This window comes from Paenibacillus sp. 2TAB19, assembly GCF_052115185.1.
Classification (GTDB): domain Bacteria; phylum Bacillota; class Bacilli; order Paenibacillales; family Paenibacillaceae; genus Pristimantibacillus.
The window spans coordinates 63497-78204 of sequence record NZ_JBFRGE010000003.1; the positions used below are offsets into that span (position 1 = coordinate 63497).

At 51.4% G+C, this 14708-nt stretch carries 10 protein-coding genes; 2 read left to right on the plus strand and 8 right to left on the minus strand.

Annotated elements, in window-relative coordinates:
• Positions 1-211 precede the first annotated feature (211 nt).
• Entirely contained in the window at positions 212-2284 is a 2073-nt protein-coding gene (locus tag AB4Z33_RS02095; protein ID WP_442048300.1) for a transglycosylase domain-containing protein, read from the plus strand.
• 270 nt (positions 2285-2554) lie between these two features.
• Here AB4Z33_RS02095 and AB4Z33_RS02100 read toward each other — a convergent pair whose 3' ends face one another.
• Genes AB4Z33_RS02100 through AB4Z33_RS02115 form a run of 4 tightly spaced genes read right to left on the minus strand, consistent with a single transcriptional unit; the run spans position 2555 to position 7601 of the window.
• A complete protein-coding gene (locus AB4Z33_RS02100) occupies positions 2555-3634 on the minus strand; it encodes a LacI family DNA-binding transcriptional regulator (protein ID WP_442048301.1) in 1080 nt (359 codons plus the stop codon).
• A gap of 14 nt (positions 3635-3648) precedes the next feature.
• Positions 3649-4935 carry an ABC transporter substrate-binding protein gene (locus AB4Z33_RS02105; protein ID WP_442048302.1) on the minus strand — a complete coding sequence of 429 codons (1287 nt, stop codon included), beginning with the start codon at positions 4933-4935 and terminating at the stop codon, positions 3649-3651.
• The gene (locus AB4Z33_RS02110; protein WP_442048303.1) at positions 4932-6803 is read right to left on the minus strand and encodes a cache domain-containing sensor histidine kinase; all 1872 of its coding nucleotides are present in this window, start codon (positions 6801-6803) and stop codon (positions 4932-4934) included. Before AB4Z33_RS02110 ends, AB4Z33_RS02105 begins: the two co-directional genes overlap by 4 nt.
• A gap of 36 nt (positions 6804-6839) precedes the next feature.
• The gene (locus tag AB4Z33_RS02115) at positions 6840-7601 is read right to left on the minus strand and encodes an SDR family NAD(P)-dependent oxidoreductase (RefSeq protein WP_442048304.1); all 762 of its coding nucleotides are present in this window, start codon (positions 7599-7601) and stop codon (positions 6840-6842) included.
• Between the two features lie 207 nt (positions 7602-7808).
• Here AB4Z33_RS02115 and AB4Z33_RS02120 point away from each other — a divergent pair, with 207 nt between their 5' ends.
• Positions 7809-8759: an ArsR/SmtB family transcription factor gene (locus AB4Z33_RS02120; protein WP_442048305.1), complete on the plus strand. Its 951-nt coding sequence runs from the start codon at positions 7809-7811 to the stop codon at positions 8757-8759.
• 64 nt (positions 8760-8823) lie between these two features.
• On the opposite strand, the gene AB4Z33_RS02125 is transcribed toward AB4Z33_RS02120, so the two are convergent.
• The 4 genes from AB4Z33_RS02125 to AB4Z33_RS02140 form a co-directional block, all read right to left on the minus strand.
• The gene (locus tag AB4Z33_RS02125) at positions 8824-9708 is read right to left on the minus strand and encodes an ABC transporter ATP-binding protein (protein ID WP_442048306.1); all 885 of its coding nucleotides are present in this window, start codon (positions 9706-9708) and stop codon (positions 8824-8826) included.
• 3 nt (positions 9709-9711) lie between these two features.
• Complete coding sequence (locus tag AB4Z33_RS02130) at positions 9712-12597, minus strand: FtsX-like permease family protein (RefSeq protein ID WP_442048307.1); 2886 nt, start codon at positions 12595-12597, stop codon at positions 9712-9714.
• A 93-nt stretch (positions 12598-12690) separates the two neighbouring features.
• Complete coding sequence (locus AB4Z33_RS02135; protein WP_442048308.1) at positions 12691-13725, minus strand: efflux RND transporter periplasmic adaptor subunit; 1035 nt, start codon at positions 13723-13725, stop codon at positions 12691-12693.
• A complete protein-coding gene (locus tag AB4Z33_RS02140) occupies positions 13700-14392 on the minus strand; it encodes an ABC transporter ATP-binding protein (protein ID WP_442048309.1) in 693 nt (230 codons plus the stop codon). The genes AB4Z33_RS02135 and AB4Z33_RS02140 overlap by 26 nt, the downstream gene beginning before the upstream one ends.
• Positions 14393-14708: the final 316 nt, after the last annotated feature.

Genomic DNA, 14708 nt, shown 5'->3' on the forward strand with positions numbered 1-14708 from the left:
GCAACTGATCATCCTCTACACGGCGCTTCTACAAGTCCTCGTTGCACATTGTGCAACGAGCCCTCCAATATGGAATTATGAAAGTTCTCCCATTCACGCCAATTTACAGCTACTCGTCCCCTCCCCCTGCCGAACGTACTAAAAATCGGTCCCCCTCCCGAAAGGTATAAAGGATGAAATACAGGATGAATACGATCATGGGGGAACAGGGATGGAGACAGTAAAGAAAAAAACATACACAAGAAAAAAGGTCATTAACATCGTAACCGTTTTGTTTTTGGTTATCTTTATGATGGCTGTAGCCGCATGGGTAGCTTTCCGGCTGCTCGTCGGCGCTCAGGATATTGGTCAGTTGGAGACTCCTCTTCCGGCTGCGACCATCGTTTATGACAAGGACGGCAAGGAAGCGAGCCGAATATCGTTTAATAAAATAGAGGAAATAGATTACGCAAGTATTCCTGCCCATCTCGTCCATGCGGTTATTGCCATCGAAGACAAGCGGTTTCTAACGCATGACGGCATGGACGTGCGGGCAATCGGACGCGCTTTTTGGACGAATGTATCAGCGGGCGGTACGATGCAAGGCGGGAGCACGATTACGCAGCAGCTTGCGAAAAATGTATTTTTGTCTCAAGAGCGAACATGGTCGCGGAAATGGAACGAAGTGCTTTTGGCCAAAAAAATCGAGGAAAACTACAGCAAGGAACGTATCATGGAAATGTATCTGAACCAAATTTATTACGGAGAAGGAGCCTGGGGAATTAAACGGGCGGCATACACCTATTTCGGCAAAGAGGCCGATCAGTTGACCGTCGCCGAGGCAGCTTTGCTGGCCGGTCTTATTAAAGCGCCTTCGGCACTTACACCGTATAAACATTTAGAGAAAGCCACGGAGCGGCGGAACCTTGTTCTGGAACAGATGAAGGAGCAAGCTTTCATCGACGCCAACACTTACAATGAAGCGGTCAAGGAGCCGGTTACATTATTAAGCGCTAAGCCTAACCGCGTCGACGATATCCGGTTTCCATATTACGTGGATCAAATGATTCGTGAAGCAATGACGCAGTACGGCTTATCGGAAAATGAAGTGCTCCTCGGCGGGCTTCGTATCTACACCGAGTTGGATCAAGACATGCAGCAAGCAGCCGAGCAAGTGTATGCGGAGGAGTCGTTGTTCCCGCAAAGCACGGAAGATCAATTGATCCAGAGCGGCGCATCTTTGATTGACCCGAGAACAGGCGGAATTAGAGCGCTCATAGGCGGCAGAGGCGATCAACCGTTCCGCGGCTTTAACCGCGCTTCGCAGCTTAAGCGCCAGCCTGGCTCTACGATCAAGCCGATCGCCGTCTATACGCCGGCATTGGAAGCGGGCTATCGTCCGATGGATACAATCGTTGACGAGCCGATCAATATTGGAGGTTATGAACCGCAAAATGCCGGCGGGGGCTATCACGGGAACGTTACGCTGTACGAAGCGCTCATTAACTCTTATAACATCCCAGCTGTTAAGCTGTTGAACGAGCTCGGCATTGACAAAGGTCTGGATGCGGCCGGTCGCTTCGGCATCCCATTGACCCCGGAGGATCGAACGCTCGGTCTTGCGCTTGGYGGTCTGCATGAAGGCGTATCTCCGATGCAAATGGCGGAAGCGTTCGGCGTATTCGCTAATGATGGCGTGAAGATGCAGGCACATTCGATAACGCGTATCGAATCCGCAGACGGCGTTCTGCTAGCCGAGGCTGCTAAGCCGGAAGGCACGCAGGTAACGGAGCCCGGAATTGCTCGGACGATAACCGCCATGCTCGAAGGTGTCATTCAAGAGGGAACAGGCACCGCCGCTGCATTGCAGGGACGCCCGGTTGCCGGCAAATCGGGTACGACCCAAATGTCGGGAGCAACCGAGCAAGGGGCCAAGGATAACTGGTTCGTCGGTTATACGCCGCAACTTGTAGGGGCTGTGTGGTTAGGCTACGACCATAGCGACAGTACGCATTATTTAACGACAACTTCGAAGGCGGCGGCTGCCGTATTCCAAGCTTTAATGGAGCAAGCGCTCAAGGATGAGCCTGTGCTGGCCTTTCCGCCCGCGCCTTCCGATATGTGGGGCAAGAAACAGAAGGAAGAGAAAAAGGAGTCTAATTCGGACAAACCAACCAAAAATAAAGAAAAGAATAAAGAGAAACGAGATAGGAACAAGGAAAATAAAGACGACAATAAAAAATCAGACAAAAACGATAAGCAGAAGAAAAAAGAGCGTGAGCGTGAACGAGACCGCGATCGCTAAGCTCGTAACGGCATTTCGTCGAACTAAAAAGAGTAAATGGTGAAAAGGTCTGCGTATAGCGGCATTTCATCAAACTATTCAGCCGATTTTTGGCTATATTGCCAAAACCGCTTTATTAGTGGCCCTAAATCAATCTAAATGAAGCAGTTATTGCGCAAATCCTACATTACTTGCCCAAAATGCCTTTATAGCGCCGTATGCAAAAAACAGTGTTGGCCGAAGTAGCTGCTTCATAGCCAACACTGTTTTTCCGTGCAGCAGCTACAACAACTACTGCTGCTTCACTCCGCTCTTCACATGCGCAGTCGAATCGCGATACAGCAGCTCGCTCGAGAGCAATATTTTCTCGATCGGCGCTCCCTTCTTCACGATTCGTTCCATCAATCGCTCGACCGCGCGCCTTCCGAGCGCCTCCTTCGGCACATGCACGGTCGTCAGCGCCGGTTCCATCCGATAAGAGTCTTCGATATTATCGAAGCCTGTAACGGAGATGTCGTTAGGCACGGATATGCCAAGCTCCTGCAGGGCCTTGACCGCGCCGATGGCGATCATATCATTGGCGCATATGAGCGCGGATGGAAGCTTGCGAAGCTTCTTGCGCTTCATGGCCCACTGCTTAATCTGCTCCTCGAACGCCTCATGCTCATATCCTTCAACTCTTAGCAAATAATCATCGCGCTGCTGCTCGGCGCCCTCCTGCTCCTCAATCGCATTGCGGAAGCCCAGGAAACGGTCCTGGAAGCTGCGCGAATATCGGATATCGCCTACGAAACAGAGCTGCCTATGGCCGATGCCGATTAGATTCTTCGTCAGGCGGTACATGCTCTCGAAGTTGTTGGCGAATACCGCATCGCTTGGAATAAGCATATCCTCATGATCGACCAGCACCATCGGCAAGCCGATTCGATGCACCTCAAGGAGCAGCGACGTCGAGATTTCACCTACGCCGACCAGTCCTAGAATACCGTTCGGGTTCAGAAAATGAAGGAAATGCTCGACGCTTTGCTCCGATACGATCACCATGCCGAGGCGATCCTCTTCCAAGCAGGTAGAGATACCGTCGAGGATCCGCCCCCAATAAAGCGACTCCTTCGTCTGAAAGCGGATATTCGGCATAAGGACGAGCACCGATTGTTTGCCAGAAGCCGGCACCTTAGGCAGCTGCTCCAAGTTCATCGACTTCACGTATGCATTCTTTTGGGCAAAATACCCGAGCTGGGATGCAGCACTGATCACCCGCTCCTTCGTGGCGTCGCTAACGCCCCCCTTGCCCGAAAGCGCTTTGGATACGACAAACTTTGATACGCCTAAGTGATCGGCGATTTGCTGCATAGTTACCTTCTTTGACATCGGTTATGCTCCACCTAACTTTTTGATATGTTGCGCGCTTCTTTCCAGCGCTTGTTGTACTCGTCGAATGCCGATTGCAGGCTAGGAGCCGCAATCCATTCCTGAATGTAATCGCCGGACCAGAACGTCATCTGAGCGGCGGAGGCAATTTCGAGCAGAGTATCATTCGGGACGCTCTTCTCCAAGAACTCGATGTTGAACGACAGGAACTCCTTGAATTGCGGCAGCATCGGATCCTTCGAATTATCGACGGGCAAGAAGCCGGAATCGTCCACGTATCCTGATTCATGAACGAAATAATCGACCCAAGCCTCGGCCAGCTCCTTGTTCGCGCTGAACTTGCTGACGCCTACGAACCAGTCGGGACTTAGCGGTGCGAACCGCTTCTCGCTATTGTCGTAAGGGAATGGGAATAACCCGATGTCCTCCGCATCCGCGCCGGCAGCGATGACCTGATTAATGACCCAATTACCCATCAGATACATGCCCGCATGGCCCTCGGCAAGCTCGCGCTTGGAAGCTTCCCACTGGTTGGACAGCAGCTGCTCCTCGACATACCCTTTATCTATAAGCGTCTTAACGATCGTAATCGCTTGACCCCAAGCATTGTCGATCGTCCACGGCTCATCGGTCAATACCATTTCGTTCAAATACTCCGGGTTGCCCGTCATGTAGCTGACGAGATCCTCCCCCCATGTCATGAGCGGCCACTGCGCGCCATAGTTCAGGAAGACGGGCACGACGCCAGCTTGCTTCAGCTTCTCGCATGCCGCATAGAACTCATCCAGCGTCGTTGGTACTTTCGAAATGCCTGCCAGCTTGAACGCTTCTTTGTTGTAGACGATTCCTGACGTCGATGCGCCAGTCGCAATGCCGTACCGCTGGCCGCTATAGGCCTTGAAATCGGCGAACCGTACATTCTCGAACAAATCCATGCTGAGCGGTTCAAAATAATCAGGCAGCGCCTCATTCTTAATGCTGTTCGGCACTAGCAGCACGTCGCCGATCGTCCGCGTCGACAGCCTGACCATAATGTCGCTGGCATAATTGGTAATGCCTTCGAACTTGACCGTGACACCCGGATGCAGCTTGGCGAAGTCATCGGCATATTGCTGGAATACGCCGTTCTCGATCAAATCGACGCGATTGGTCAGCACCTGAAGAGTAACGGGCTCCGTCTCTGTCTTCGACTTGTCGGTTGGGGCAATATTGTCCGGATTGCCGGATGTGCCTTGCCCGCATCCTGTAATGAATACGCCTAATAATATTGAGATAACGAACAGAAGAGCGTATTTATTCATTCCGCTTCTCTCCCAGGTTCAAATGGAAGCTGCAGCACGACTTCCGTACCGTGCCCTAGCTGGCTGTACACTTTCAGTCCATAGCTGATGCCGTAATGGAGCTTAATTCGTTCATTCACGTTCTTGAGTCCGATGCCTCCGGACGTGCGTATAGACACGACCTCATCGCCGCCTGCGAGCGAACGGTTAAGCCGCTCGAGCGTATCGTCATCCATGCCGACGCCGTCGTCCTTAATGTGGACAAGCATCCCCTGCATCGTCACCTCAACATGCAGAGCAATCGTCATGAGCGGCTTGGAGTCGTCCATGCCATGATAGATCGCATTTTCCACGATAGGCTGCAGCACAAGCTTAATGATCGGATATTGCTCCAATGGCTTATCCAAGCCGCATTCGAGGACGAACCGGTTCGGATATCGGTAATTCAGCAGCTCTACGTAGTTCCGAACATGGCCGAATTCTCTCGACAGCGTCACCTCTTCATGCAGATCGCTTATGCTGTAGCGGAGCAGCTTGCCTAATATGGATATCATATCAGCGGCCACCTGATCGTCGTTCAGCTCTGCAGCCATTCGGATCGATTCCAAACTATTGTACATAAAATGCGGATTGATCTGGCTCTGCAGCGCTTGAAGCTCCGCTTCCTTCTTCTTCGTCTCCATCTCGTAGATATCGCTAATGAGTTGACTGATGCGCACGATCATCCGATTGAACTGATTGCCGAGCTGACCGACCTCATCGCGCGACTTAACCGGAAACTGAACGTCGAAGTCTCCTTCCTGCACCGTCTTCATAAGCCTCATCATCTTGCGCAGCGGGTTCGTAAGCGCGAAGGAAAAGAATGTCGAGATGAGCAGCGCCACCAGAATGGTAATGAAGGTAGCGATCCAGGTCACGTTGCGAATGACGACCGCATCCTTCGTCAGCTCGCTGACCGGTATGGAGGTCATCACTTTCCAGCTTGTATTGGGGGATGTTGTATAAATGTTAAGACGCTTGACGCCTTCTTGCTCATCGTAAAAGCTGCCCTTGGCTCCGACCGCTTGCAGGACGGCAGGGTCGTCCTTAATGTTGGTCGAAATGCGCTGCCGGTCGCTATCGTAGATAACGTTGCCGCTCTCATCGATAATAAGCGACTGGCCATTGGTCACCTTGTCCAGCTCGATGATTTGGTCCTCGATTACGCTAATATTGGCGTCAACCGCAATGACCCCGATCGGCTTAAGCGACTTGTCGATAACCTTGCGGACAACCGAGAACGCATATTTCTCGCTTTGCAGATTGCTCGTATACTTCTGCGTGCTGAACAGCATCGCCTCTCCTCCCGATGCCTCAACCGCTTCGCGCCAGTAGTCGTAGCTCTCCTTGACGTTAGACCGGATGCCACCCGCCGCCGCTTGGAAATAGCTATTGCCGAACTGATCGAAAATATATACTGAGTTTGCGCCGCGCTTAATCGTATTAATGAAAGAAATATTGCTTTCGATACCCCGCTGAATGGATAGCAACGTATTGAAATCCTCAGGAATCGATTTGCCGCTTTCTCCAGCCGCCTGCTTGCGCTGCTCGTAATAGCTGTTTGAGCGTATCAAATTTTGCTTTATATCGTCCTGATAGGCCGGGATTGAAGTGATGCGTATCATATCCTCAATGTAGTCGTCGACCCGCACCATCATGTTTTCGAGCATTTTCGTCGAGTATACAATCGTCTTCTGCTCGATCGACAGCGAATAATTCGTATAAGAGATATAGCCAATGAAGGCTAAAGGCAGCGTAACAACGAGCAGAAAGACGACTATCAGCTTGCGCTCCATTCTCATATCGCCAAAAATCGACCCGACGCGCCAGAAGCGCCTGTTCAGCCTCATTGCTCGATTCCCCCGTTGCTTTGCTTAGATGTTAAGTTAGATGGCCGGCATTACGTTTCCGCCGTTCACAGGGATGTATGCGCCTGTTATGAAGCTCGCCATATCGGATGCCAAGAACGCAACCGCATTGGCGATTTCCTGATCCGTTCCTCTACGCTTGAGCGGCACCGTCTGTTCATAGCTCTCGCTATGCTCCGTATGATTCTCCCGGTCGCGGTCGCTGATCGTCCAGCCCGGCGCGATCTGATTGACCGTAATCTGGTGCTCCCCGACTTCCTTCGCAAGCACGCGGTAGATACCGTCCATGCCGCGCTTGCCAGCCGTATAGGCCGACTGCCCTGCGAAGTTCTGCATCGCACACTCGGTGTTGATTCCGATCATGCGGCCTTGCTTGCGCTCGATCATTGCCGGCACGAACGCCTTAGCCAAATAAACGCTTTGCATGACGCATGATTCGAACTGGCTGACGTAATCAGCCGTTGCCTGCTTCAGAATGCTCGTCCACTCGTATTGAATGACGGCGTTTGCGACTACGATATCGACATGCCAGCCCTGCCCGTCCAAATAGTCCTTCATATCGCCCATTTGCTTCTCGCTCGTCACGTCAGCCTTTACGATGAGCGCCTGCACGCCAATTTCCGACATTTCCCTTTGAAGCTCTTTTGCCTTTATCTCGTTACTGTTATAATGAAGAACAATGTTAGCTCCGCATTTGGCAAGCGTTCTAGCCATCACGCGTCCCAGATCGCCGGTCGCTCCTGTTATTAATGCGGTTTTGTTTGTGAGATCAAGCTTCATATCGTACGGACACCGTCCCTTTATTAGTTAGTAAGTAATTTGTTATATATTTTATTATTAGTTATGCTATCAAAAAGTCAATGTTTTTATGTTCTAATCTCACTCTTTCTGTTCCCCTCGCGTTTCCTTACATCCATCGAGGATCGATCTACCGAAACTCAAACGCCCTATTACCGACAAATATATCATTTTTTTGGAGGAATTCCATTGAAAATCGAACTGTCCGAAGAGCATCTGCCTATCTTCGAGGCAATCTCCAGCAATGTTCGGATTCAAATCGTCCATTTGCTTTCTAAGAAATCGATGAATATCCGCGAGCTTGCCGAAGCGCTTGGACTAAGCAGCGCCATTATGACGATGCATGTCAAGAAGCTCGAGAAAGCGAACATCATTAAGTCCGAAATGACGCCCGGCAAAGGCGGCGCGGCGCAGAAAGTATGCTCGCTTGCGATGGACGGCCTGGAGATTGAATTTCCGCATAAGGAGGTCATTCCCCGCGAATCGAGAAGGAGCGAGGTATCCATCGGTCACTACACCGATATCAATATCGTTCCTACCTGCGGCATCTGCACGCCGGAGAAAGTAATCGGCTTGTTCGACGACCCGCGATATTTCCTCGATCCCGAGCGGGTCCATGCCAAAATATTATGGTTCACGCAAGGTTATATCGAATACAAGCTGCCGAACTTTCTACTCCACAGCGAGCAGCCGGAAGAGCTTGAAATATCGATGGAAATATCGTCGGAAGCACCCTTTACGAACCGGAACTGGCCGTCCGATATTACATTCATATTCAATGACGTGAATGTAGGCATGTGGACAAGCCCCTCGGACTTCGGCGGCAAAGGCAAGCTTAACCCGTCTTGGTGGTTCGAAGAGGTCAACCAGTACGGACTGCTTAAGCGGCTCTTCATCCGGCGAGACGGCACTTATATGGACGGGGTCAAGCTGTCGAACGTGACGATCAACGACATCGATATCCGCAGCAAAAACTGGACGTTCCAAATTGCCGTGCTGGAGGACGCCAACCATATCGGCGGCGTCACGCTGTTCGGCGACGGATTCGGCAATTACAGCCAAGACATCGTCTTCAAGCTTTTTTATACGAAGCTTACCCCAGAGGATCAGCCCCAGCAGCCGCTTGCTGATAACGAATAAATGCAACAATGGCAGTCAAGAGTCTCGAACACGAGCTCCTGACTGCCATTGTTTTCGCTTAGGATTATTCCTTTTCCTTCGCTTCCGGCGGCAGAAGGACGATACGTCCTTCTCCCAACTCCAGACGCAGCTTATTCGAGTTTTTGACGCCGATCGATTCCAGGTAGCCCGCAGGCACCTGCAACCTTCCAGCCTTGTCAAGAATCGCATACTCGACATGCGTTTCTTCTGCTTCAGCCTCTTCGAGCTCAGCAAGCTCTTCCGCGTATGAGCGTCTCCGCAGCATTTCGGACGAGATTTTACCATCTCTTATCGCCGCTACGCGGTCAACCTTCTTCGCCAGCTCCGGATCATGCGTGACGATTACGATCGTAATGCCGATCGTCCGATTGAGCTCGCGGAACAGATCAAGGATTTGGTTCGACATCTTGGAATCCACCGATCCGGTAGGCTCATCGGCAAGCAGCAGCTTCGGATGGTTAGCCAGCGCGATTGCAATGGCAACCCGCTGCTGTTCACCTCCGGAGAGCTGATACAGCTTATTGTTGGCGCGGTGGCTTAAGCCTACCGCGTCGAGCAGCTCCTTCGCCCGCCAGCGCTTGCGCGCACCCGTAAGCAGGATCGGCAGTTCCACGTTCTCCTGCGCCGTTAAGTACGGAATGAGGTTTCGAGCGTTGTTCTGCCAGACGAAGCCGACGCTCTCCCGCTTGTATTTGACGAAATCCTTCTCCTTGAACTTCAACATGTCTTTGCCGTCGACCATCAGCTTGCCGGCGGTTGGGCGGTCTAGACCGCCCAGCATATTAAGCAGCGTCGACTTGCCGCTGCCGCTGTTGCCGATAATCGCCATCAGCTCGCCGCTCTCGACGTGCAGATCAAGCCCTTGCAGCGCGAACACTTCCAAATCGGCCGCTTTGTATATTTTCACTAGTCCCTCGCAATGAATCACTCGTTAGTCCTCCCCTAGCTTGATCGCTTGATGAATACGCAGACGGGACAGCATATAGGCTAGAATAACGAGGCCTACTAGGAGCATGATGCCGACCAGCGTATAAATACGAACCAAGTCCGAAGCTTCGAACATCACTTTGAAAGGCGGAACGAGACTGCTCGGATTGAACGCGATTTGGAAATTCGGCACATACAGCTTGCTCGCCAAGTTGCCGATGCCAATGCCGATAAGTACGGCTACGCCAGACGTGAACAGCTGCTCCACGGCCAGCATCGTAATAAGCTGGCGAAGCGATAATCCAATCGCTCGCAGAATACCGTTCTGCAGCGTGCGGCCGCGCAAGGAAAGCACCCAATACAACAGGAAGCCGATGAAGCTGACGAGAATCGAGAGCACGAAGCCGAGCGTCAATACACCGTTAAGGGCCATTAGGAACGGATCGTTTTTGGCCGTTGCCAGCTCCTCGCGCGTGTTGACGATTTTCGTAATCGACATTTTCTGTTCAGTAATTCCTTCATAGAATTCGGCGGTCGGCGTTGCCGTATCGAGCTTGATCCACACATCGTAAGGCTCAAGCGCTAGCTGCACCTGAATTCTAGGCAGATGGCCGACGATAAGCATCGGACCGTTGGTAAACGACTCTTCCTTGCTGGCGTCGACGCTGCCGACCGGCGGGTTCGGGTTGAACGTCGGGAAGTATTCGATAATGCCGTACACCTTGAACGGCTGCTGCGGCACATCCTCCCAGCCTACCCAGATCGTGTCGCCTGCCTTCACATTCTTCTGCTTCGCCAGAGTACTTGAGATAAGGACCGCCGTAGGATCAGCGGCAATCAGATTTAAGTAATCATTCAACGGATAGTCCAGCAAGCTGTCTCTGAACCAAGTCGTATTGCCAAAGTCGAACGTATCGATGCCCATCAGCTTCGCTACGCCCGATTGATCGTTGACGGAGAAAGCAGCTTCGTTCTTCGTGAACACTTTGGCTGCGTGCTCAACGCCCGGAAGCTTCGTGAATGGATCGAATGAAGGCTCTAAGTAATGAATGACCGGATCCGTTACCGTTGCCGCCGCACCGCCCGAAGGTGCGCCAGGCGGTGGCGGTGGCGGCGCATCGTTGATCCACTGCTGGGTAAGCACCATCTCCGCCCCATTGCCGTATTGAATGCGGTCTTCCGTATTATTGTTGATCGTTCTTGCCGCCGAAGCGCTGAACACGCCCGTTGCAATCGTCATAATAAGGAAGATCATTAGAAATTGATACTGGCTGCTTGAGCGCCCGACCTGAATGAGCGTCGCGTAGACCGAAGGCGGCCACCACTTCTTCCCGATCCAATAAACAAGCCGCAGTACCCATGGGTACAGTCGAAGCAGCAGCAAGCCGCCGCCCATGATGAATAAGGCAGGAACGACGAATTGCAGCGGATCGATCGTCAGATCGCTAGCATTCAGACCAAGGCTTTGAAGATCGGCAAGCCTTTTCTTGAACGTATTAAGTCCATACAGCGCCAATGCGATGGCAATGACGTCAAGAAAGATTTTGTGCCATAGCGGCGACTTCGTCAGCCTTGCCATCTGCTGCTTGTGACCGACAATCGTTACTCTTGTCGCAAGAATAATCGGGATGAGCATAATGACGAAGCATGCCCCTGCCGCGATCGCGCCGTATTGGTAAGCCTCATTCGTTACCCGAACAGGCAGTCTTACCCGCTGCACGAATTCCAAAAATCCGCTTGATGCGCCCAGCACCTCTGTGAGCACCATGCCCAGCCACGGCCCAAGGCCAAATGCAATCCCGCTTAGCAGCAAGCCCTCCACGGCATAGGAGGTAACGACCTGCCATCTTGCCGCGCCACGGCTGCGCAATACGGCAATTTCATTTTTTTGACGATCTGCAATCAGGTTCGAAACCATGAACATATAGAAACCAAGCATAATGAGTACCGGAACGTTAAGCGACCACATAAGCGTACGCAACTGTTCGGCTCTCTCCATATAGGTCGCGATCGCTTCAAGCGCCCTTGATTCGGATACCATTTGGTACATCGTCACGTTCTTGAGCATCGTATCGCGAATCATGTTGCTCGTCGCAATGAAGTCATTCACATGCTGGAGCTCCATCTTCGAGTAATCGACGACTATGAACCAGCCTGCTCCTGCTATTGGGATAATGTTGTCCTTCAACATCTGTTGGTAAGCGAACTGATCATTGATGACGAAGCTGTTCGTCAAGTCGCTTAAGTCGGTATCTCTGAAGTAAGCATCGTCATCCGCAAGCTTCTCGAACGTGCCTACGACCTTCAGCTTGATCGGCGCCGTTATTTTGTCGTCTTCAATAATGAAGATCGAATCAATGACGGTCTTATACTGAATGAGCGCTCTCTCCGTCAACAGCACCTCGTACACGCCGTCAACCGGCTGCGCCGAAGGCATACGCCCGTCCGAAATCTTGATGTGTTTCTCAAAGTCGGTGAAGGAGCGAAGCGCCACGCTCTTCACGTTACGCTTCGTATCCGGCTCGGGATCGTTCTGAGGCCGGATCTTGAACGACTTCGATTGCAGGTCGGTGACAACTTCCTGAATAGGAAGCTGGAAGCCCGGAGCTCCTTCCTCCTTAATAAACTTGCTGACGCGGTTGTAAATTTGATTCATCTTCTCAGGCGTTTCTTTCGTGAAAAACAACTTGGAATAATGAGTCCCGGGATAAGTGCCCGTCTTCGTCTGCATCGTCTCCAGGTCCTTGACGAGCATGCGGGACAGAATCGCTTCCGAATAGATCGGCATGCTGCTGACCAGGGCGACGGACATTAACAAGCCGATGAATAAGCTTGCGACGAGCCACTTGTTCTGGACCATCTTGCGTAATATCATGACAAACAAAGCCACTCGAAAACCTCCCACAAAAACAAGCGTTCACGGGCTAACGCCGTGTTACATCGGCAAAGCCGTCTCTCACCTTACATTCTTCGTCACAGCAAGTTACTGCAATACAACGATAGTCCCTTCTTCAAGACCTTTCGTAATTTCGATCTCTGTCGATCCCTTAATGCCTGTCTCGACGTMGATCTCACGTACTTTATTGTCCTCGTCCAGCGTCCGGACGAACGTTCTTCCTAAGAAGTTGCGCAAGCCGCTGCGCGGAATCTTCAATATATCCTCGCGGTGCTGCAGGATGATCTTCACGTCCGTTAATGAGCCGATCTTAGCGCCTTCCGGCAATGTTGGCATTTTGATATACACGGTCTTGGCATACCGCTCCAGCAACTGAGGATTGAGCGTCTCCGGCGCAGATGAAGGCGTTTGCACGACTTCCGCGTCAATGGTCTGCGAACCGAAGATCACTTGTGCCGGGTAGCCTACGTCTACGCTGCTCATCGAAGTCGCATCCTCGACACGAAGCGCTACACGCAACTCATTCGGATCGGAAATAATGACAAGCGTTTGATAAGGCTCGACATAATCCCCTTCCTTCAATTCCTCAACGAAAGTGACTTGACCGTCCATACCCGCAACGAGCTGCTTGCTATTGAACGTGCTTAGAAGCCGTTCATACTTAATCGTATCGATCTCGAGCTGCAAGCTAGCCAGCTTCTGATCATCCGTATTGTTATTTAACGTAGCATTCTTCACCCATATCTTCGTCTTTGCAAGCGCAAGCTCCAGTTCCTTCAACTGCACATCGAGTCCATCGAGGTTCAATTGAATGAGCACATCGCCCTTCTTGACCTGATCGCCTGCATTAACATTTACCTTTAGAACTCTTCCGCCTTGACCATTGAACTGGACAAGCTCTGTATTCGTCGACTCTAAACTACCGCTACCGTTTATTTCCTGAGAAATACTGCCTTTCTCCACGGTCACCGTACGGTAGTTTTCTTCGGCTGGCTTGACGAGCGGCGGCTTCAGCGCCTCTTCCTCTGCAGGCAGCAGCGAGCAACCCGTTAACGATGCGCCGAGCAATAGCGCACAAGATATACCTAGCAAAGGTTTAAGCTTTTGCAACAATTTGTCCATCCTCCAATTCGTAGACATGATCAACGATTTCCATAATGGCAGGGTCGTGCGTCGTCATAATAATCGTCATTCCGGCGTCCTCGACCAGGTCGCGGAACACCTTCATAATCTGCAACCCCGTTCGGCTATCCAGCTCGGCCGTAGGCTCATCCGCAAGCAGCAGCTTCGGCTTATGAGCGATTGCCCTGGCGATAGCTGTACGCTGCTGCTCGCCGCCCGACATTTCGAAAGGACGATGGTGCATGCGCGACTTCAAGCCGACTTGATCAAGCGCTTGCACGGCTGCGTCCTTGCGGCCGYTCGCCGGAAACCCTGATACACGCAATATAAACTCGACGTTCTCGTAAGCGGACATTAACGGAATGAGCGCGAAGGACTGGAAGATCAGTCCCATCTCCGTTCGCCGCACTTGATCACGTTCCCGATTGGACATAGCCGTCAGGTCGCGCCCGGCAAAATGGATCTGTCCTTCCGACGGACGATCAAGCGCGCTAAGCAGGTTGATTAGCGTCGTTTTGCCCGAGCCAGAGCGGCCCTTGAAGGCAATCAGCTTGCCGGAAGGAATGTGTAGGTCAACACCCTTCAATACCGTAACGGCTCCTGTACCCTTTCCGAAGGTACGTTTTAAAGCGTTTGCATGAATCATAGCGTCTGTTGCAGCCTGCATCGTTCTACTTACCTCCACATTCCGAGATTACTAGACATTATTTTGCTATAAAACGCTTTCAGTATTGTCGTTTCCATTTTAAACCTATTCTAGTAATCCAACAAGCTAAAATAGCCGCCCTTGAAGTATAAACGATCGACTAACCAAAATACATGTCACAATGCTGTATATTTATGTCATAATAGAGGTTTTGCTAGACCCTCTTCCCCCTCTCCCATCCCTGTTGATTACATCCTATCATCGCTTAAATTGGAAATAAATAAGAATTTCCCAGCTTATCATGTGTTTTTTTAACCACTTATTCAAAAAAAGAAGC

Coding starts and splice junctions, on each gene's coding strand:
- AB4Z33_RS02100 (WP_442048301.1), bottom strand. CDS start 3,634: ATGTCAAAGAAGGTAACTATGCAGCAAATCGCCGATCACTTAGGCGTA.
- AB4Z33_RS02105 (WP_442048302.1), bottom strand. CDS start 4,935: ATGAATAAATACGCTCTTCTGTTCGTTATCTCAATATTATTAGGCGTA.
- AB4Z33_RS02110 (WP_442048303.1), bottom strand. CDS start 6,803: ATGAGGCTGAACAGGCGCTTCTGGCGCGTCGGGTCGATTTTTGGCGAT.
- AB4Z33_RS02115 (WP_442048304.1), bottom strand. CDS start 7,601: ATGAAGCTTGATCTCACAAACAAAACCGCATTAATAACAGGAGCGACC.